The sequence below is a fragment of the Streptococcus parasanguinis genome, assembly GCF_964238605.1.
Lineage (GTDB): Bacteria > Bacillota > Bacilli > Lactobacillales > Streptococcaceae > Streptococcus > Streptococcus parasanguinis_AJ.
In genome coordinates this window covers 148,308-168,845 of record NZ_CAXSMM010000004.1, presented here as the reverse complement: position 1 = coordinate 168,845, position 20,538 = coordinate 148,308, and the positions used below count along the sequence as shown (strand labels likewise).

18 protein-coding genes and 3 tRNA genes are annotated in these 20,538 nt (G+C 35.6%); 15 read left to right on the top strand and 6 right to left on the bottom strand.

Features of this window, described 5'->3' with window-relative positions; all coding sequences use genetic code 11:
- Nucleotides 1-127: 127 nt before the first annotated feature.
- Together ACESR9_RS05025 and htrA are read right to left on the bottom strand one after the other, a co-directional pair.
- Entirely contained in the window at nt 128-889 is a 762-nt protein-coding gene (locus ACESR9_RS05025; RefSeq protein ID WP_070464819.1) for a ParB/RepB/Spo0J family partition protein, read from the bottom strand.
- Between the two features lie 71 nt (nt 890-960).
- Entirely contained in the window at nt 961-2,142 is a 1,182-nt protein-coding gene (gene htrA / locus ACESR9_RS05020; RefSeq protein WP_254728708.1) for a serine protease HtrA, read from the bottom strand.
- Nucleotides 2,143-2,346: 204 nt separating this feature from the next.
- Between htrA and rlmH the strand changes: the two genes are divergently transcribed.
- The 6 genes from rlmH (at nt 2,347) to ACESR9_RS04990 (ending at nt 5,591) form a co-directional block, all read left to right on the top strand.
- Entirely contained in the window at nt 2,347-2,826 is a 480-nt protein-coding gene (rlmH, locus tag ACESR9_RS05015; RefSeq protein ID WP_373105853.1) for a 23S rRNA (pseudouridine(1915)-N(3))-methyltransferase RlmH, read from the top strand.
- A gap of 42 nt (nt 2,827-2,868) precedes the next feature.
- Nucleotides 2,869-2,942, top strand: a tRNA-Arg gene (locus ACESR9_RS05010).
- A 349-nt stretch (nt 2,943-3,291) separates the two neighbouring features.
- Nucleotides 3,292-4,632 carry a sensor histidine kinase gene (locus ACESR9_RS05005; RefSeq protein WP_049473259.1) on the top strand — a complete coding sequence of 447 codons (1,341 nt, stop codon included), beginning with the start codon at nt 3,292-3,294 and terminating at the stop codon, nt 4,630-4,632.
- On the top strand, nt 4,629-5,387 hold the full coding sequence (locus tag ACESR9_RS05000; protein WP_003009229.1) for a response regulator transcription factor: 759 nt from the start codon (nt 4,629-4,631) through the stop codon (nt 5,385-5,387). Before ACESR9_RS05005 ends, ACESR9_RS05000 begins: the two co-directional genes overlap by 4 nt.
- A gap of 50 nt (nt 5,388-5,437) precedes the next feature.
- Nucleotides 5,438-5,509, top strand: a tRNA-Glu gene (locus ACESR9_RS04995).
- Between the two features lie 8 nt (nt 5,510-5,517).
- A tRNA-Asn gene (locus ACESR9_RS04990) sits at nt 5,518-5,591 on the top strand.
- A 98-nt stretch (nt 5,592-5,689) separates the two neighbouring features.
- Here the strand turns inward: ACESR9_RS04990 and ACESR9_RS04985 are convergent.
- Nucleotides 5,690-8,257: a YfhO family protein gene (locus tag ACESR9_RS04985; RefSeq protein WP_373105851.1), complete on the bottom strand. Its 2,568-nt coding sequence runs from the start codon at nt 8,255-8,257 to the stop codon at nt 5,690-5,692.
- Between the two features lie 49 nt (nt 8,258-8,306).
- Entirely contained in the window at nt 8,307-9,932 is a 1,626-nt protein-coding gene (locus ACESR9_RS04980; protein WP_049486042.1) for an ATP-binding cassette domain-containing protein, read from the bottom strand.
- 205 nt (nt 9,933-10,137) lie between these two features.
- Between ACESR9_RS04980 and trpS the strand changes: the two genes are divergently transcribed.
- Together trpS and guaB are read left to right on the top strand one after the other, a co-directional pair.
- On the top strand, nt 10,138-11,166 hold the full coding sequence (trpS, locus tag ACESR9_RS04975; RefSeq protein WP_003002236.1) for a tryptophan--tRNA ligase: 1,029 nt from the start codon (nt 10,138-10,140) through the stop codon (nt 11,164-11,166).
- A gap of 142 nt (nt 11,167-11,308) precedes the next feature.
- Complete coding sequence (gene guaB, locus ACESR9_RS04970) at nt 11,309-12,790, top strand: IMP dehydrogenase (protein WP_023919998.1); 1,482 nt, start codon at nt 11,309-11,311, stop codon at nt 12,788-12,790.
- A 45-nt stretch (nt 12,791-12,835) separates the two neighbouring features.
- Here the strand turns inward: guaB and recF are convergent, their stop codons facing one another.
- Together recF and yaaA are read right to left on the bottom strand one after the other, a co-directional pair.
- The gene (recF, locus tag ACESR9_RS04965) at nt 12,836-13,930 is read right to left on the bottom strand and encodes a DNA replication/repair protein RecF (protein WP_023919997.1); all 1,095 of its coding nucleotides are present in this window, start codon (nt 13,928-13,930) and stop codon (nt 12,836-12,838) included.
- Entirely contained in the window at nt 13,930-14,292 is a 363-nt protein-coding gene (gene yaaA / locus ACESR9_RS04960; protein ID WP_024054765.1) for a S4 domain-containing protein YaaA, read from the bottom strand. The genes recF and yaaA overlap by 1 nt, the downstream gene beginning before the upstream one ends.
- Nucleotides 14,293-14,447: 155 nt before the next feature.
- Here yaaA and yfmF point away from each other — a divergent pair, with 155 nt between their 5' ends.
- The 7 genes from yfmF to ACESR9_RS04925 are packed head-to-tail and all read left to right on the top strand — an operon-like array spanning nt 14,448 to nt 20,425.
- A complete protein-coding gene (gene yfmF, locus ACESR9_RS04955) occupies nt 14,448-15,695 on the top strand; it encodes an EF-P 5-aminopentanol modification-associated protein YfmF (protein ID WP_195529273.1) in 1,248 nt (415 codons plus the stop codon).
- A gap of 8 nt (nt 15,696-15,703) precedes the next feature.
- The gene (gene yfmH / locus ACESR9_RS04950) at nt 15,704-16,978 is read left to right on the top strand and encodes an EF-P 5-aminopentanol modification-associated protein YfmH (protein WP_373105846.1); all 1,275 of its coding nucleotides are present in this window, start codon (nt 15,704-15,706) and stop codon (nt 16,976-16,978) included.
- A 26-nt stretch (nt 16,979-17,004) separates the two neighbouring features.
- Nucleotides 17,005-17,412, top strand: coding sequence for a helix-turn-helix domain-containing protein (locus ACESR9_RS04945; RefSeq protein ID WP_195327051.1), 408 nt, complete (start codon nt 17,005-17,007; stop codon nt 17,410-17,412).
- Nucleotides 17,413-17,443: 31 nt separating this feature from the next.
- Nucleotides 17,444-17,983: a CDP-diacylglycerol--glycerol-3-phosphate 3-phosphatidyltransferase gene (gene pgsA, locus ACESR9_RS04940; protein WP_003009208.1), complete on the top strand. Its 540-nt coding sequence runs from the start codon at nt 17,444-17,446 to the stop codon at nt 17,981-17,983.
- Complete coding sequence (locus ACESR9_RS04935) at nt 17,984-18,808, top strand: energy-coupling factor ABC transporter ATP-binding protein (RefSeq protein ID WP_195327050.1); 825 nt, start codon at nt 17,984-17,986, stop codon at nt 18,806-18,808.
- Nucleotides 18,793-19,635, top strand: coding sequence for an energy-coupling factor transporter ATPase (locus tag ACESR9_RS04930; RefSeq protein WP_021154152.1), 843 nt, complete (start codon nt 18,793-18,795; stop codon nt 19,633-19,635). Before ACESR9_RS04935 ends, ACESR9_RS04930 begins: the two co-directional genes overlap by 16 nt.
- Complete coding sequence (locus ACESR9_RS04925; protein ID WP_195327049.1) at nt 19,628-20,425, top strand: energy-coupling factor transporter transmembrane component T family protein; 798 nt, start codon at nt 19,628-19,630, stop codon at nt 20,423-20,425. Before ACESR9_RS04930 ends, ACESR9_RS04925 begins: the two co-directional genes overlap by 8 nt.
- The last annotated feature ends 113 nt before the right edge of the window (nt 20,426-20,538 follow it).

Here is a 20,538-nt window from a genome sequence, read left to right as displayed (position 1 = left end):
ATTCACATTGTTTTTAAAAGTTATCCACAAAGTGGGGATAACTAGAGAATATCCTTATTTTTCTGCTATTTACAAAAGATTTTTATGGTGGAAAAGCTTGTCAATACAAAAAATAAAAATAACAGCCTTATTTAAGGCTGTTGATAATTCGTTGGTATTCATCAAGACTGGAAAAAGAAATTTGGATAGTTCCTTTATTTTGAGAAGAGGAGTGTATCGTCACATCTGTTCCTAATATTTTTTTCAATCGTTGTTCCTCTTCTAGTAGGAAGCTCTCTTTTGCTTTTTGTTTTTTCTGTTTTCTTTTTGAACTAATCTTGTTTTCTAATGTTCGAACATTTAAATGATCCTGTTTGATTCGCTCCAACCAAAAGCGCTGCTCTTCTTCATCAAGAGGAACAAGAACACGCGCGTGAGCCGAAGAAATATCATTTTGAATGACTGCTTCTTGAACAGAGGGGGCTAGATGTAACAAGCGAAGCATATTGCTGATATAGGGTCTAGATTTCCCCATAAATTGAGCGATTTGGTCGTGCTTATAGCCATGATCAACGAGCTTCTGGTAGGAGATAGCTTCTTCAATTGGATTGAGATCTTCTCGTTGAAGATTTTCAATAATGGCTTGTCGCATCATTTCTTGATCCGTTAACTCTTTAATAATCGCAGGAACAAGCTCTAATCCAGCAATTTTTGAAGCTCTAAAACGTCTTTCACCTGCAAGCAATTCAAAACCAATTATTGGAGATTTTCTGACAATAATGGGTTGAATTAAGCCATTTTCTTTGATTGACTGAGCCAGTTCTTCTAATTTTTCTTGATCAAATACTTTTCTTGGTTGGAAAGGATTGGTTCGAATGTCCTTTACCGCTATTTTTTCTAATTTTTCCATCTTATGAATAGAATAACACACCTTTACAAATTCGTAAAGGTGTGTTTACAAGTATGTCAAGAAAGTGAAAGTTAATCGCTCAGATCCTCAGTTGATTTTGTCAACTTGATAGAAGTTGTTTGTTGTTTTCCATCACGATAGAATGTGACCTTGATCGTATCATTGATTTGGTGAGAATAGAGGGCGGATTGTAAATCTGCCGTTGACTCGATAGTTGTATCATCGATCTTTGTGATGACATCATAACGTTGCAATTTATCTGAAGCAGGCATATTTTCAAGTGTTGAACGAACCAGTACTCCTCCAGAGATTTTTTCAGGAAGTTTTAATTGGCTTAAATCAGAAGTTGAAAGGTTGGATAAATCCATCATTTGGATTCCAAGAGCTGGTCGAACTACTTTTCCTTTTTCTTCTAGCTGCTTGATAATATTGACAACATCATTTGCAGGAATTGCAAATCCCATTCCTTCTACTGAAGTTTGTCCGTTATTTGAAATTTTACTTGAGGTAATCCCGATGACTTGTCCTTGAATATTGATTAATGGACCTCCAGAGTTTCCTGGGTTGATGGCTGCGTCTGTTTGTAAGGCGCGTGTAGAGATATTTTGTCCATTATCGGCTTTCAATTTCACATTGCGGCCTTGGCTGGAAATAATCCCTTGGGTAACAGAATTAGCATAATCTGTTCCAAGAGGGCTACCAATTGCAATTGCAGTCTCACCGACCGTTAATTGGTTTGAATCTCCGAATTCAGCTACTGCCTTTGCTTTATCTGCACTAATGCGAACGACTGCAATATCAGAATAGACATCTGACCCAACTACTTCTCCGGGGACTTTATTCCCATCTGCTAAAAGAATATCTACTTTTTTAGCACCATTGATCACATGGGTATTGGTAACAAGGTAGGCATATTTTCCTTCTTTTTTATAAATGACCCCAGAACCTTCACTAGAAATTTGTGAGTCAGAGTTTTCTTCTTTTTCAAATAGCCCTTGATTCGAAGAATCAGAATAAGTAATCACAGAAACCACAGCATTTTTCACCTTGTCTACGGCCTCACTAGTTGAGGTTGTATTTTTATAAGCTGTTTTAACAGTGGTTGAGTGTACTTGCTTACTTTCAGTATTTGAAGTAGAAGAATGAGAGGTTTGTAAGGTTAAAAAGGTTCCAAGAATCCCACCTAGAAAACCTACAACGAAAATGAGGGTTATGTTTCCGAGTTTTTTCAGTAAATTAGATGAAGATTTCATATTTTCCTCCTAAGGATATCAAATTGTCTAAAGTATAGAAAAACTTTCTTAATTATATCTTAAATAACTAAAGTTATCCACAAATTGTGGATAACTTGTAGAATTTAGTTGAGAAATGGCTTTAAAAAGGACTTTATAGAATAGATTTCCTTTCTATAGCTGTGGATTATTTGTGGAATTGAAGAATTATGCTACAATAGGGGAATGAAAATTAAATTGATAACCGTTGGAAAATTAAAAGAAAAATACTTAAAAGATGGGATCGCGGAGTATATTAAAAGGCTTGCTCGATTTGCAAAAGTAGAACAGGTTGAGTTAGTTGATGAAAAAACTCCAGATCGTGCCAGTCAACTCGAAAATCAACAAATCCTTGAAAAAGAGGGGGAACGAATTCTCTCTAAGATTTCAGATAAGGAATATGTGATTGTATTAGCCATCGAAGGAAAACAATTTCCTTCAGAGAAATTTAGTCAAACGATTGACCAGATTATGACATCTGGTTATTCAAACCTTACTTTTGTTATTGGAGGCAGTCTTGGTCTGTCTCCTGAAGTGAAAAAAAGAGGAAATCTATTAATGAGCTTTGGTCAATTAACTCTTCCTCATCAGTTGATGAAATTAGTGTTGGTGGAACAAATCTATCGTGCTTTCATGATTCAACAGGGGAGTCCTTACCATAAATAACCTTGACGCTCCTTCCTTTTTCTGCTAAAATGAAGTAAGTTCGGTCTCATAGCTCAGCTGGATAGAGCATTCGCCTTCTAAGCGAACGGTCGCAGGTTCGAATCCTGCTGGGATCAAATGAAAGATGCAGCTTTTGCTGCATCTTTTCTTTTATGTAAAAATGTATAAATTTTCATTATCTATTAATTTTTGTATACTTCACTATAGACAAATAGTAATGAAATGATTTATTAGGAATATTTAAAAAAAGAACTAACAATCCCTATATAGTGCAAAGTGTAGATTATATAAATTGTGTAAAATAGTTTTCATTCATGTAACAAAAACATTAAAAAGATTACAATTTTATCGTTTCCCTTTAATTTTAGGCTATTTTATATTATAATTTTTTGTATATAAAATTTTATTTTTTTATAATAATACTAGAGTATAATAAAATAGAAAAAACAAAGTGGGAGAGTTTGTGTGATTCAGTCATTAATCTTGTCTTTTCTCTTGGGAGGGATCATTGTTCTGACGTTTGCATTAGTGGACGAAAAAATCTATCAGGAACATCAATTTGCATTTATCTTTCTGCTGAGCACCTTTGTTCTTCTTTTTGAAAGTCTCTTAGTATTTTTAGATGTGACTTTATTTTCAAATATTCGACTCTCTGATTTAAATATGCTCTTATGGCCGGTTTATTTATATCCTTATTATCATTATGCCAATCGGACGAATCGCTTGTGCGCCATTTTTTATTCTTTTTTTACTTATTTAGCGGTTGAAGGAACAGCAACTTTTCTGACGATAATTGTCTCTTCAGTATTGGGGGATGCTGTTGTAGCAGCTTACTCGATTGTCTACAATATGTGTATTCGTTTGCTTTCTTTAGGAATCATTTTGAAGTTAATTGACCTATTTGAATTTGATTTCACTCCTTTTTATGAGAAAGAATTTGAAAAATATTTAAAGAGACTCATCTGTGTCTATTTTGCTATATTTGTAGTGATTAATTTTGCTTTATGGATTAGTGAACAAGCGCAATATAAAAATTTTGGGAGTATGTTGGCGACGATTTGTTTTTTCTCTTTTGTAGTCAGCTTATTCCATATGAAAATCGAGCGAGATCAGTATCGTAAAAATTTAGAACTGGAGTATAAAGAATTTTCTGAGCAACAAATGAGTCGGTATATGGCTGAAATTCAAAGTCTCTATTCTATTGTCAGGGGATTTCGTCATGATTTGGGAAATTTAGTTATTTCTATGTCGTTAGCCATTGAGGAAGAAAATATTCCAGAAATACAGAGAATCCATAGAGAAGTATTGGAAAAAGGTTATAAAGAGATCAATACAGAAGCATTATCAGGATTCAACTTGGTCAATATCAAAGATTCTGCTTTACGAAGTATTTTGATTCGAGGCTGGTTGGATGCAAGAGATGCTGGGGTAGAAATGACCTTTGAAACGAGTGAACCAATCGAGCAACTACCAGTTGATTTATTAGATATCGTGAGAATCGTTGGGATTCTAGTGACAAACGCTTTGGAAGCTTCAAAAGAAGCAGAAGAAAAGAAAGTTCATATTGCTATTTTCTCTATTTCAAAAATTGTTTACTTAGTGATTCATAATACAACAAATGAAATCACTTTTGATATTAGAAAAATATATGAAGAAGGCTATTCAACAAAAGGAGAAAATAGAGGACTAGGATTAAATAATGTGAGAAAAATCTTAGCAAATTATGGAACGATGTTTTTAGAAACGGAATTGCAAGGAAATCGTTTTTTACAAGTTTTGAAGATTGGAGGATACGAACAAGAATGAAGATTTTTTTATTAGAAGATGAGCTCTCTCAACAGATACGGGTAGAAAAACATATTGCAGAAATTGCTAAGGAATTAGAAATTAAACTTGAAGTGATTTCTACCGGTAAAATTTCGGAATTTGAAAATTATATCCAGCATTCGGATATCCACCAATTATATTTTCTAGATATTCATATCCAAGACAATGAGTATTGTGGGCTGGAAATTGCTCAAAAAATACGAGAAGCAAATCCTTATGCCATTATTGTTTTTATTACTACAAAATCAGAATTCGCTTCGATTACCTATCGTTATAAAGTATCTGCCTTAGATTTTATTGATAAAAATTTGAATGAAGATTTATTTAGATTAAAAATTAAGGAGTGTATTGAGTACCTAACGACTATTCAAATTGGAAATGATGATTTGACAGATTATTTTGAGTATGACTTTAAGGATAAAAAGATAAAAATTCCATTTAAGGATATTCTTTATATTGAAACTGTTGGTTCGGCTTATAAATTAAACTTAGTTGGGAAAAATTTTCAAAAAGAAATTGCGGGAAGTTTATCAGATGTCTTGGAGAAAGATGTGGAGGAGAGATATTTCAGTCCCCATCAATCTTTTATCGTGAATAGAAGTATGATCATTGGAATGGATAAGAAAAAGAAACAGCTACTGTTGAAAGAAGGCTATTCTTGTCCAATCTCAAGAAGCAATATCAAACGTGCCAAAAAATTAATTGAAGAGCAAAATTTAGAATTTAGTGCTTGACAATTAGTTAAATTTTGATATAATGGGATATGTTCTGTTAATGAATATATGGTCCGTTGGTCAAGGGGTTAAGACACCGCCTTTTCACGGCGGTAACACGGGTTCGAATCCCGTACGGACTATATCTCATTCCGCCATAGCTCAGTTGGTAGTAGCGCATGACTGTTAATCATGATGTCGTAGGTTCGAGTCCTACTGGCGGAGCTAGTATAGCACCCATTTGGGTGTTTTTTTGTTTTGAAAAAGGCTAGGATAATGACTATCCTAGCCTTTTATTTATAAGTGAACGATGGTTAGATTCCTTAGCTTTTTCGTCTTTTTATTTGTCTCCATTCGTAGAGGAAGAAGAGAATGATTCCAACGAAAAAGGCAATGAGTCCTTCAATGAAGCCTTGGGGAACAAATGTTAAGGTGAGCGTTCCTGATCCTTTTGAAACACGAACTCCCATCAATCCTTTCTGGATGCGATGAATTTGTATAGGTTTTCCATTTTGTTTAGCTGACCAGCCTTTATCATAAGGGAGTGTAAAAATAAGGGTAGTGTCTCTATTTGCGTTATAGGCTGCTACCAATTTGTTTTTCTTTTTGTGAATAGCAACTTCTTGCTGACGAATGCTAGCGATAGCTTGTGTGTATTGGTCAAGATCCAGAGCAAAAAATTCTGGTGTATCAAAAGAGACTGTCGAATTTTCTGGAAAACTCATACGAATAGTAACTGTTTCCTCTGTGTCAAAATGGCCAATCGAAAAGAATGGAAAGGCATTATCAATGGTATAGCGTTGAGTCTGTCCATTGTAGCTGATTTCAATATCTTTTCGATCATCGTTTGAAAATTGTAAATTTGGAACATTGACATATAGTTGGCTATGGGCAGGAACCGTTACTTCATATTGAATACTTGCGTAGGAAAGATGACTATCTTCTTCAATTTTTGCAGTTTGCAACGAAGATGTAGTATTTTGTGAAGTAGGCGAGAGAATATTTAATTTCTTATAAAATTTATATTTTTCATCTGTGATTTGATGGATGAATCGTGTCTGATTATCCAGTGTCAAATTCGTAAAGGAAGTATTTTTATAAGGTTTTGCTGACAGAAAGGCGATTGGTAAGGCATATTCGTTTTCTGAAAGTGAGACTCCATTTTTGGTTGCAATCTCTTTAAATCCAAATTTTTGAACAGGTTGTTGGCTTAAATTATAGCGAACACCAAATAGACTATCCATTAAAATAGAATTGTTTTGGTATCGAAGATTGAGGTTGGTTCCTTCAGATTTAAATCCTAGTTTGTCCAATGTCGAGCTAGCATCCGTATTTCGTACAGATGAAAATTGAGAAATTCCATTATAACCATACTTCATGCTATCATTGCCCGTTTGTGGCTGTAAAATCTCAGTCCGATAATTAGAGTCTGTCTTCTCTTTTACTAAGGATTGGATGGCTTTTAAGTCTCGTTCGTAGGATGACCGAGAAGCAAATACCCATTCATTCGCAATTCCTTCCATTTGATAATAACTATTCACCGATAATTCAAAGATGGAGAAAAACAGGATCGAAAGATAGAAAAGTCTAGGCGGTATCTTTTTTAAGATAAAACCTAAACAGACCAAATAGAAAGCAATTAAAAATTCAAAAGTAACAATAAAATTGACAGCATCTAAAAATTTATAGTGACTGCTGTAAAGGACAGTTGCTCCAAATCCTAGAATAAGGAGGAAATTAGCAAGACTAAAACGAATCCAAGTGATCTCCTCTATTCGATTTAGTACTTCTCCTGCCATCAGAATAATCGTCAAAGAAAAGATCCAAGAGTATCGATGAAGAAACATATTCGGCGCGTGCATACCTTGCCAAAGGAGATCTAATAATTGAAAACGAAAACTCAAAATAAGAATGGTCAAGAGTATAAAGTAAGAAAGTTTCACGTGAAACTTGATCGACTTTACAAAGAAAAAGGTAATCGCTAAAAGAAGTGGAAATAATCCCACGTAGATCATTGGAATTGATCCATATTTAGTAGTGTCAAAACTTCCAATGAAATTTTTTGCAAATACGTCAAGATACCAACTTTTTTCTGTAAAGATACTGTCAACCTTTGAAAAACTTTCTCCATGAGTGCGTAAATCTAAGAAGGTTGGAAATAACATCACAAGGCTTGTTATAACTGATAAAAGAGATACAATCACAAAATGAAAGAAGCGTTTTCCAATTCCTTTGATGTCCCATGACAGTTGTGTCAAGTACCATAAAATAAGAAAAATAGACATCATAAACCCAAAATAATAATTTTGGATAAACAAGCTGGTTAAGCTGATAAAGTAGAGAATCTCTCCCTCATTGTAAATGAGTTTTTTAAATCCATAAAGAATTAATGGTGCTAGGATAAAAACATCTAGCCAAGTTTTGATTTCAATTTGGCTGATAGCAAAGCTCATAAGAGCAAATGATGTTGAAAGGGTAAGAACCAGGGATCTAGGAATTTTAGAAAACATTCCATGTAAACTAATATAAGTGCTTAAGCCAATAGCTCCAAATTTAAGAAGAGTGATGAGGTAAACAGCATCTGGCATGGATTGTGCATTAAAGAAGTAGACAAGAGGAGAAAAGAAACTTCCTAGATAATAACTACTGAGTGCATAGAAATTAATGCCTAATCCACTTTGAAAACTGTAAAATAGGCTATCTGTCCCGTGTAAAATATTTCGAAGTGTGGTATCAAAAATGACATACTGATGATAACCATCTCCTAATAAGGGGGATGTATCACTGTTCCAGTAGATTCCTTGTGAGAGGTAAATAAAGAACATCATGATAGCCGGAATCAGGAAAGAAGATACTATAAAAAGGGATGTTTTTAGCTTTGTTTTATTCATATATTTCTACTGAAAGAGCCTGAAATAATGATTTCAGGGCTCTTTATTTTTATGATTGGCTCCAAAGTTCTTTCACTTTTGCTTGAACTTCTTCATTTTCAAGAAACTCATCATAGGTTTCATCAATACGATCGATTACGCCGTTTTTTGAAAGAACGATAATATGGTTGGCGAGTGTTTGAATGAATTCGTGGTCATGGCTGGCAAAGATAATCGATTCTTTAAAATTCTTCAATCCATCATTCAAACTTGAGATAGACTCCAAATCCAAGTGATTGGTTGGATCATCCAGTACAAGAACATTTGACTTGAGGAGCATCAATTTAGACAACATGACACGAACTTTTTCTCCCCCTGACAAGACGTTGACAGACTTGTTAACTTCGTCACCCGAAAAGAGCATACGTCCTAAGAAACCACGAAGGAAAGTATTGTCATCTTCTTCTTTACTTGCAAATTGACGAAGCCAATCGAGAATACTTTCACCACCTGCAAAATCACGACTGTTGTCTTTTGGTAGATATGATCGACTAGTTGTAACTCCCCACTTGACAGTTCCTTCATATTCAATATCATCCATCAATGCACGGATCAAAGCGGTTGTTTGAATATCGTTCTGTCCGATAAGGGCGGTTTTGTCACCAGGACGTAAGATAAAGCTGATATTGTCAAGGATGGTTTCTCCATCAATCTTGACAGAAAGATTTTCAACTGTCAAGAGATCGTTACCAATTTCTCGTTCTGCCTTAAAGTTGATGAATGGGTACTTCCGACTAGATGGAACAATTTCTTCAAGTTCAATCTTGTCAAGCATTTTTTTACGCGAAGTTGCTTGTTTTGATTTTGAAGCGTTGGCTGAGAAACGTGCGACAAACTCTTGTAATTGTTTAATTTTTTCTTCAGCTTTTGCATTTCTATCTGCTTGTAATTTTGCTGCAAGTTCAGAAGATTCTTTCCAGAAATCATAGTTCCCGACGTAAAGTTTGATTTTTCCAAAGTCGAGATCCGCCATATGGGTGCAGACTTTATTCAAAAAGTGGCGGTCATGGGATACAACGATAACCGTATTTTCAAAATCAATCAAAAAATCTTCTAACCAGGTAATGGATTGAATATCCAATCCATTGGTCGGCTCGTCCAAAAGAAGGACATCTGGTTTACCAAAAAGGGCTTTAGCTAAGAGAACTTTCACTTTATCCCCATTGGCTAACTCGCTCATAGTTTGATAATGAAGGTCTTCTGAAATATTTAGATTTTGAAGCAATTGAGATGCTTCACTTTCTGCTTCCCATCCACCAAGTTCGGCAAATTCACCTTCAAGTTCAGCTGCACGGACACCATCTTCATCAGAGAAATCTTCTTTCATGTAGATAGCATCTTTTTCTTTCATAATGTTGTAGAGCTTTTCATTTCCCATAATGACAACATCGATGACCCGCTCGTCTTCGTAGTCAAAGTGATTTTGACGCAAAACAGACAAACGTTCATCAGGGCCAAGAGAAATATGACCAGTTGTTGGTTCAATATCTCCAGCTAAAATTTTTAAAAAGGTTGACTTTCCAGCACCGTTGGCACCGATGAGACCGTATGTATTTCCTTCTGTAAAGTTGATATTGACATCGTCAAACAATTTTCGATCACTAAAACGTAGTGAGACGTCTGATACTGTAAGCAATGATTTTCTCCTCTTTCTATAATGTCTTCATTTTACTAGAAAATAGGGGAAAATTCAACTTTTTTACTGTCAATTTGTTTTTACAATGATGTAAACGAAATTGACAGTTTAGTAAAGTGTTAATTCCTTACAAACATAGAGGATAGACTAACATTTTCAACTAGAAAGTGCTATAATGATAGGGATAACGATTAAGGAGAAGAGTATGACAAAACCCATCATTTTGACAGGAGATAGACCAACAGGAAAACTCCACATTGGCCACTATGTTGGTTCTTTAAAAAATCGCGTCTTGCTACAGAATAAAGACGAATATAATATGTTTGTTTTTTTGGCAGACCAGCAAGCTTTGACGGATCATGCAAAAGATCCAAAAACGATTGTGGAGTCTATTGGAAATGTTGCTTTGGATTATCTGGCAGCTGGACTAGATCCTGAAAAAGTTACGATTTTCATTCAAAGTCAGATTCCTGAATTAGCGGAATTGACAATGTATTACATGAATCTAGTATCTTTGGCGCGACTTGAAAGAAACCCAACTGTAAAAACCGAGATTTCTCAAAAAGGTTTTGGTGAGAGTATTCCAACAGGATTTTTGGTATACCCTATTTCACAAGCAGCCGATATCACAGCATTTAAAGCGAATTTTGTTCCAGTAGGAAATGATCAAAAGCCAATGATTGAACAAACTCGTGAGATTGTTCGTTCCTTTAATCATGCTTATAATACAGATACTTTGGTGGAACCGGAAGGGATTTATCCTGAAAATGAAGCAGCTGGTCGCTTACCTGGTTTAGATGGAAATGCTAAAATGTCTAAATCGTTGAATAATGGCATTTACCTAGCTGATGATGCAGATACTTTAAAGAAAAAAGTGATGAGTATGTATACTGATCCTGATCATATTAAAGTAGAGGATCCAGGAAAAATCGAAGGCAATATGGTATTTCATTACCTGGATGTATTTGGCCGTCCAGAAGATGCAGCTGAAATTGCAGAAATGAAAGAACATTATCAACGTGGTGGACTTGGTGATGTAAAGACCAAACGATATCTTTTAGAAATTTTAGATCGTGAATTAAGACCGATTCGTGAAAGACGACTTGAGTTTGCAAAGGATATGGGTGAGGTCTACTCTATTCTTGAAAAAGGAAGTGAGCGCGCTCGAAATGTAGCAGCTCAAACACTAGATGAAGTAAAATCTGCGATGGGAATTACCTATTTTAAAAAATAAAACGACTTCATTAATAGCGAACATTTCTTACTGTTCATTGATAATTTACCAATAAATGATTGACAAATTGCGATAGAATGGTATGATATTAACAATAAAAATTCGAGCCTTGCTCAAATAAAAAGAAAAGAGGATCCAGCTAATGTCTAATTGGGACACAAAGTTTTTAAAAAAAGGGTTTACATTCGATGACGTGCTTTTGATTCCAGCGGAAAGTCACGTATTGCCTAATGATGCAGATTTAAGTACACAATTAGCAAGTAGTTTACGCTTGAATATCCCAATCATTACTGCTGCTATGGATACAGTGACTGAAAGTCAAATGGCAATTGCTATGGCACGTGCTGGTGGACTTGGTGTGATCCATAAAAACATGTCAATTGAGCAACAGGCAGATGAAGTACGCAAAGTAAAACGTTCTGAAAATGGGGTTATTATTGATCCGTTCTATTTGACTCCGTCTCATACAATTGCAGAAGCAGATGAGTTGATGGGACGATACCGAATCAGTGGTGTCCCTGTTGTTGAAACACTTGAAAATCGTAAATTAGTTGGTATCCTTACAAACCGGGATTTGCGTTTTATTTCTGATTACAATCAACCCATTTCAAATCATATGACAAGTGAAAATTTGGTGACTGCACCGGTTGGAACTGATTTGGAAACAGCTGAACGCATTCTACAAGAGCATCGTATTGAAAAATTACCATTGGTAGATGAAAATGGTCGTCTTTCTGGCTTGATTACAATCAAAGATATTGAAAAAGTTATTGAGTTCCCAAATGCGGCTAAGGATGAATTTGGTCGTTTGCTTGTGGCTGGTGCCGTAGGGGTTACTTCAGATACTTTTGAACGTGCAGAAGCTCTTTTTGAAGCTGGTGCAGACGCAATTGTCATTGATACTGCTCATGGACATTCTGCGGGTGTTCTTCGTAAGATTGCAGAAATTCGTGCTCACTTCCCAGATCGTACCTTGATTGCAGGAAATATTGCAACTGCTGAAGGTGCTCGTGCATTATTTGATGCAGGGGTAGACGTAGTTAAGGTCGGAATTGGTCCAGGATCAATCTGTACAACTCGTGTTGTTGCAGGGGTTGGTGTTCCTCAAGTGACTGCTATTTATGACGCAGCCGCTGTAGCTCGTGAATATGGAAAAACGATCATTGCTGATGGTGGTATCAAGTATTCAGGAGATATTGTCAAAGCACTCGCAGCTGGTGGAAATGCAGTTATGCTTGGCTCAATGCTTGCAGGTACAGATGAAGCACCAGGTGAAACAGAAATCTTCCAAGGTCGTAAATTTAAAACATACCGTGGTATGGGATCTATTGCAGCAATGAAGAAAGGTTCTAGCGACCGTTACTTCCAAGGATCTGTTAATGAAGCCAATAAATTGGTCCCTGAAGGAATTGAAGGACGCGTTGCTTATAAAGGTTCTGTAGCAGATATGGTCTTCCAAATGATCGGTGGTATTCGTTCAGGTATGGGTTATGTTGGTGCAGCAACCATTCAAGATTTACATGATCATGCACAATTTGTTGAAATGAGTGGTGCCGGATTGAAAGAAAGCCATCCTCATGATGTGCAAATCACAAACGAGGCTCCTAACTACTCAGCACAATAAATTTACACATTTGTAAATAAAAATAACAGCATCTTGACAGTATTGTCAAGATGCTGTTTTGATATGACCGGCTTGAACAGTGAAAATTTTCAACTCTTCAGGCAGGTCTTTTAAATGATCGAGAGTGGTCGTTGTAATAAATGTTTGAATATTATTAGAGATAGTTTCAAGTAGTTGAAGTTGACGATAATTGTCAAGTTCGCTCATGACATCGTCAAGTAATAAAATAGGCTTTTCTCTTGTGATTTCTTCCATCAATTCGATTTCTGCTAATTTTAGAGAGAGAACAACACTTCGATGCTGGCCTTGACTACCAAAGGTAGCATTCATATTATTGATAAAAAATGCCAAATCATCCCTGTGAGGCCCAATACTTGTTGTTTTCCTAAAAATATCCTTCTGACGGTTTTTTTCCAACATAGAGAGAAACTGCTCTTCTATATCATTTCCTTCTTCAGAAAAAACAGTTGACTGATATTGAATCGATAGGTCTTCTTTGTTGTCAGAAAGTCGAGTGTGTTTTTCTTTTGCTTTAGCTTCTAATTTCTTAATAAACTCAAGCCGATGATGGATGACGCGACTTCCAAAACTAGCTAGTTGTGAATCTAAGACCTCCAAAAATGTAGCATCAATTTTTTCCGAATTTTTTAGATAACTATTTCTTTGTTTCAGTACATGGTTGTATTGAGATAAGTCAGATAAGTAGAGAGGTTTCATCTGACCTAATTCGATGTCAATAAACTTTCGACGCCCTGCAGGTGATCCTTTGATCAGTTGCAAATCTTCGGGTGCGAAAAGGACAACATTCATATGGCCAATATAGTTTGATAATTTGGCTTGTTTCAAATGATTTACCTTAGTTATCCGACCTTTTGGTGTCAATGAAATTTCTAATGGAAGGGGACCAGTTTCTCTTTGCAATTGACCAGAAACTTTAAAATCGGTGGATTCAAAATAGATGAGATCTCTATCATTTCGTGTTCGATGACTTCTGGTTAAAGCTAGAAAATAAATTGATTCGAGAATATTGGTCTTTCCTTGAGCATTTTGACCTAGGAAAATATTTAATCCAGGATGAAACTCGACTTCTAGTTCTTGATAATTACGAAAATGTTGAATGGATAACTGTTTTAACCACATTACGAGATACCAGGAAAGCGAATTGCTTTTTCTTTTTTGTTAGTCTTTGTCGGTTGTTTCTTTTGTTGTTGATTGAGTTGCTTGACAAGTTTAGCAACACGTTCCTTTTCTTCCTTCTCTTTAAGATGTTCTTCTATTTCTTCTTGAGAAGGTTCAAGAATGGTGATAGTCATGCTCAGTTCAGGAATGTCAATTTGATCATTGACACGAAGTTTACGGCCTCTCCGTTGTTCTAATTCACCATTCACAAAGACTTCTTTTTCTTGAAGAAAGGCTTTGATTGCACCACCACTCTGTATAATACCGAGTTCTTTTAAGATTGCTTGTAATGTAATAAAGTCATCAAATAATTTGTAATTCATAGTTCACCTCTTTGCGTGTTATTATACCATATTTTTAGTTTTTCTAGGGTAGAGAATGTTGAGTGATTTGAGGAGCTTTTTCACAGTTTGAATTAGGATTTTAGTGTGATTTCGTGTTATAATGAAAGTTACTATTGAGTAGAACGAGGATGAAAATGGAATTAGTAAAGGGCGTGAATCTTCACTTTCTTCAATCAAAAAAATTTAAAACCAATAAAATTAAGGTCCGTTTTTCATCGCCATTAGATGAAAATACCGTGGCTGCGCGTGTTTTAGTAGCCTGTATGATGGAAACTGCAAATCAAAAATATCCAACTTCACAATTATTCCGTGAAAAATTAGCGAGTCTCTACGGGGTAGAATTGTCAACCTCAGTCTCTAAGAGGGGACGTGTTCATTATGTTGATTTGAATATTTCCTTTGTGCGCGATGACTTTTTGAGCAAGAAAAATGTTCTTACTGATGAAGTTTTGGACATTATAGAAACTATCTTCTTTTCACCTTTGGTAGTAGAAGATCACTTTGACAGTGATACATTTGACGTTGAAAAGAAAAATACAATTTCCGATTTGGAGTCAGAAATTGAAGAGCCTTATTATTATGCACATGGGCAATTGAATCAACTATTTTTTGAAGACGAAACAATCGGGATGTCAAGATTGGGGAAAGTTGATTTAGTGAGACAAGAGACAGCTCAAAGTTCTCTTTCACAGTTTCACCAGATGCTCCAATTAGATAATATTGACTTCTTTTTCATAGGCGATTTTAATGAGGTCGCTATTGTGGATCGAGTGAACCAGTTTGAATTCAAGCCACGTGATAACAATTTGTCTGTCACCTATCAACAACCTTTTACAAATGTTGTTAGAGAAAAGTTAGAGCAAAAACAAAACCAACAATCTATTCTAGAATTAGGTTACCATTTTTCTACCCAGTATGGAGAATCTCTCCATATCCCACTAGTTGTATTAAATGGGATGCTGGGAGCTTTCTCGCATTCGAGACTTTTTCAAATAATTCGTGAGAAAGAAGGACTTGCTTATACAATCTCTAGCCATTTTGATATTTTTACAGGCTTTATGAGAGTTTTTGCAGGCATTGATAAGGAATCTCGTACGAAAGTAATGACCTTGATTATGAGACAGTTGAATGATTTAAAACGAGGCAAGTTTACAGAGTCAGAGCTTCAATTGACAAAAGAAATGTTGGTGAATACGACCTTATTAGCACAGGATCGGCAAAATACCTTGATTGAAAGGGAATATTTGAAAACGATCCTAGGAACGAAAGTTCTTTCTCTAGAAGAGTGGTTAGAATCTATCGATAAGGTTAGTAGAGAAGAAATTATTGAAGTAGCAAAAACAATTAATTTACAGTCTGTTTATTTTATGGAAGGAAAGTAGTGTAAAGATTGAAAATTAAAGAAAAATATTATGAATCAGTTGGTGAGCAAGTTTACTTTACACGCTTGTCAAATGGGTTGACTATTCATTTAATTCCCAAAGAAGATTATTATGAAACCTATGGAATAATCACAACTAAGTTTGGCTCAGTGGATACACGAATTCTAGTGAATGGTGATGAAAGGCAATATCCTGCAGGAATTGCTCATTTCCTAGAACACAAAGTATTTGAAGATGAAAATGGTCAAGATTATTTAAAAAAATTCGTTCATTTAGGATCGGAAAGTAATGCCTTTACAAGCTTTACAAAGACAAGTTATCTTTTCTCAACAACTTCAAAAGTCCCTGAAAATATTCAATTGTTATTGGAGATGGTTTCAAAGGTTTCCTTTACAGAAAAATCTGTATCTAAGGAAAGAGAAATCATTCAACAAGAAATTGGAATGTACCAAGATAGTCCAGACTATCGATTATTTTTTGGTGCTTTAGAAAATTTATATCCTGGAACACCGTTAGCAGATGATATTGCTGGAACTAGGAAGTCTATTTCTGACATTACAATAGATAATCTCCGTGAAAACTTTGATCTATTCTATCATCCCTCTCAAATGCATTTATTAGTGATCGGAAACTTTGATGTTGATGAAGTATTTCAAGTAGTAAAGGAATATGATCTAGTTCCTCCTCATCCATCTGTGGAGTTAGAACGTTTTCCTGTAGAAAAAAATGAAGTAAGATTGAATCAATCTTGTAGAATGGAAGTTGCTACTCCTAAGTTGGCAATTGGAATTCGAGGAAATGATATCATTAAGGAAGAGGAAAAATTTCGTTATAAATTGATGTTGAAATTACTGTTTTCGATGATGTTTGGTTGGACTTCGCAACGGTTTCAAAGTTTATATGAAGCTGGGAAGATTGACAACTCATTGACACTTGAAGTCGAGGTTGAGGAATTATTTCATTTCGTTATTTTGACAATGGATACTCAAGAACCGGTGTCCTTATCTCATCAATTTAGATCAGCGATCAAACAATTTGAGAAGGATCCAGATGTGAATCAAGAACATTTGGATACGATTAAAAGCGAAATGTTTGGTGATTTCTTACAAGGTTTAAATTCGCTTGAGTATAGTGCCACTCAGTTTGAATATTTTTCAGACGGTAGCACTTCTTATGATCTTCCAAAGATTTTACAAGGTATTAGTTTACAAGATATCATCAAATTAGGGCGTCAGTTCATCGACCAGGCTGAGATGGTTGACTATATGATTTTTCAAAAGTAGTAAACAATGTATCAAGAAGGGAAAATATGAAGAAGAGAACGATTGGTCAAGTGTTAAGACTGTCAAGAGTAAATTTACACTTAAGTTTACAGGATGTGTCAAATAAGACAGCCATTGAAATTCCTTATATAGAAGCGTTGGAAAACGATGAGTTTGATCTATTACCGAGTCCCTTTTACGCTCAGATCTATCTTAAAAAGTTAGCATGGGCTTTGGGATTAGATGAGTCCATCCTATTGACAGCTTTTCGTGAAGGAAAAGAATTGTTATTTGATGAAGAAATACTTATAGATGACGAAGAGCTTCATTCAAGAAAATTAAGACAGAAAGCGAGCTGGTTACCAATCCTGTATTATCTACTAGTTAGTTTTGTCATCCTTGGCTTTGTGATTTATATCGTATATTTTTATGAGTTTACAGCATCTGTAAAATAGATGTAAAGATAGTTTATTTTTTGGAGGAAGTATGAAAAAAGAAAATATTCCTAATGCATTGACATTAATTCGGGTTGTGATGATTCCTATTTTTATTGCCATTTTAAGTTTAAGTCACTCTTACTTAGGACATATTGTAGCGGCAGTTATTTTTGCAATTGCTAGTATTACAGATTATTTAGATGGCTTTCTTGCACGAAAATGGAATGTAGTTAGTAATTTTGGTAAATTTGCCGATCCAATGGCAGATAAATTATTGGTCATGTCAGCCTTTATCATGATGATTGAATTAAAAATGGTTCCTGCTTGGATTGCAGCCGTTATCATTTGTCGTGAGTTAGCTGTTACTGGTTTGCGTCTTCTACTTGTTGAGACAGGTGGTACAGTTCTTGCTGCAGCCATGCCAGGAAAAATTAAAACCTTTAGCCAAATGTTTGCCATTATCTTTTTGCTTTGCCATTGGACACTTCCAGGGCAAGTGTTGCTTTATATTGCATTGATTTTCACAATTTATTCTGGTTACGACTACTTTAAGGGAAGTAGCTATCTCTTTAAAGACACATTTAAATAAATGAAACAGATGATTGAGCTAAAAAATGTATCCTTTCGATACGATAAAACAGTAGAAGAGTATCAAATTGACACGGTTTCGTTTCACGTGAAACAAGGAGAGTGGCTTTCGATTGTTGGACACAATGGTAGTGGGAAATCTACAGTTGTACGCCTGATTGATGGTCTTTTGGAAGCTGAGTCTGGTGAGATTTACATTGATGGAAAACAACTGACTCGTGAAACTATATGGGAAATCCGTAGTAAAATTGGGATTGTATTTCAGAACCCTGACAACCAATTTGTTGGTGCGACAGTAGAAGATGATGTTGCCTTTGGTTTAGAAAATCAAGGAATTCCACGGGAAGAAATGCTTCAACGTGTGGAGAAGGCTATTGAGCAAGTCGGTATGCTGGAATTTAAAGATCGCGAACCATCTCGTTTGTCAGGTGGTCAAAAGCAACGGGTGGCCATAGCAGGTATTATCGCCTTGAGACCAACTATTATTATCCTTGATGAAGCAACTAGTATGTTAGATCCAGAAGGCAGAGAGGATCTAATGGCGGTAATGAGAGAACTTCAGAAAAAATTTCAATTAACAATTATCTCCATTACCCATGATTTATCCGAAATTGCCTTAAGTGATCGAACACTCGTCTTTCAAAAAGGAAAACTAGAGTCTTCTATGACGCCGCGGGAATTGTTTTCAAGAAATGACCTTAATGAGATTGGACTAGATAAGCCTTTTAGTAAGCAGGTCCAAGAATCTCTCAGCTCGCATTTTCCGCTAAAACAGGATTATCTAACAGAAAGTGAGTTATTAGACCAACTATGGGAATTTCTTTAAAGAATGTCTATTATACTTATCAAGAGGGAAGTCCTTTTGAAGGGCAGGCGCTTTCTGATATTAGTTTGGAAATAAAAGATGGATCTTATACAGCCATCATCGGGCATACTGGTAGTGGCAAGTCTACTTTGTTGCAATTACTAAATGGTTTACTGCGTCCGACTAAAGGAACGATTCAATTTGAAGATTTTGTTTTAGATAATCATTCTGAGCCAAAAGAAATGAAGTACCTGAGAAAAAAAGTCGGTTTGGTTTTTCAATTTCCAGAAAGTCAGCTGTTTGCAGAAACCGTTCTAGCTGATGTAGCCTTTGGACCACAAAATTTTGGAGTACCTAAGGATAAAGCGGAGGAAATAGCCAAAGAAAAATTAGCGATCGTTGGTTTAGAAGAGTCTATCTATGATAAAAGTCCATTTGAACTATCTGGTGGACAGATGAGACGGGTTGCGATCGCGGGTATTTTAGCTATCGAACCAGAGATTTTAGTATTGGACGAGCCAACAGCAGGGCTAGATCCTGCTGGAAGAAAGGAATTGATGGCGCTGTTTGAGACATTACATAAAAATGGGATGACCCTAGTTCTGGTAACTCATACGATGGATGATGTAGCAAATTTTGCTGATACCGTATTTGCTTTAGAAGCGGGAAAACTTGTCCTAAACGGATCCCCAAGGGAAGTGTTTCAACAGGTTGAGTATTTACAAAAACTTCAATTAGGAGTCCCACAAATTACGAATTTTGCTCTTCAATTGAAACGAAGAGGACTTCCTCTAGACAGACTACCAATCAAAATTGAGGAACTAAAGGAGCTGTTACTTCATGAATAATATGATTTTAGGAAGGTATATTCCTGGAAACTCCATTATCCACCAACTAGATCCTCGTGGGAAGTTGCTCTCAATGTTTTTATTCATATTTCTTCTGTTTTGGGCAAATAATATCCAGACAAATGTTCTTCTCTTTGGTTTTATTTTTGTATTAATGTATCTAACGAGGATTTCGGTTAGTTTTTATATTAAAGGCTTAAAATCAATGATTTTTATCATTGCTTTTACAACTATTTTTCAATTATTTGCGACCTCTCAAGGAACTATTTTGTATCAATGGTGGTTTTTTAAATTAACCGACCAAGGATTGATGCAAGCTGCCATCATATTTTGTAGATTTATTTTAATCATTTTTTATTCGACGATTTTAACAGTGACGACGACACCATTGAGTTTAGCAGATGCTGTTGAAAAGCTCCTTACACCACTAAAAATTATTAAGGTTCCGGCTCATGAGATTGGGTTAATGTTATCTATGAGTTTGCGCTTTGTTCCAACCTTAGTAGATGATACGAATCGAATCATGAATGCGCAAAGGGCGCGTGGTGTTGATTTTGGTGAAGGAAATCTATTAAAAAGGATCCGTTCCTTTATTCCAATCCTCATTCCTTTGTTTGCCTCAAGTTTTAAACGCGCAGATGCATTAGCAATTGCGATGGAAGCGAGAGGGTACAAAGGCGGTGAGGGACGAACACGCTATCGGACTCTGCAGTGGGGAGTAAAAGATACCCTGGCATTGCTCGTTATTCTGTGCCTCATGTTGATAGTTTTTTATCTAAAAAATGGATAGAGCTAGTTGAATTGGTTCAAAAATAAGGAAAAAGCGCTATACAAAGCGCTTTTTACATTAAATTCACATATTCTTGTAACATTTGTAATATATTCTACAATAAACTGTAACAT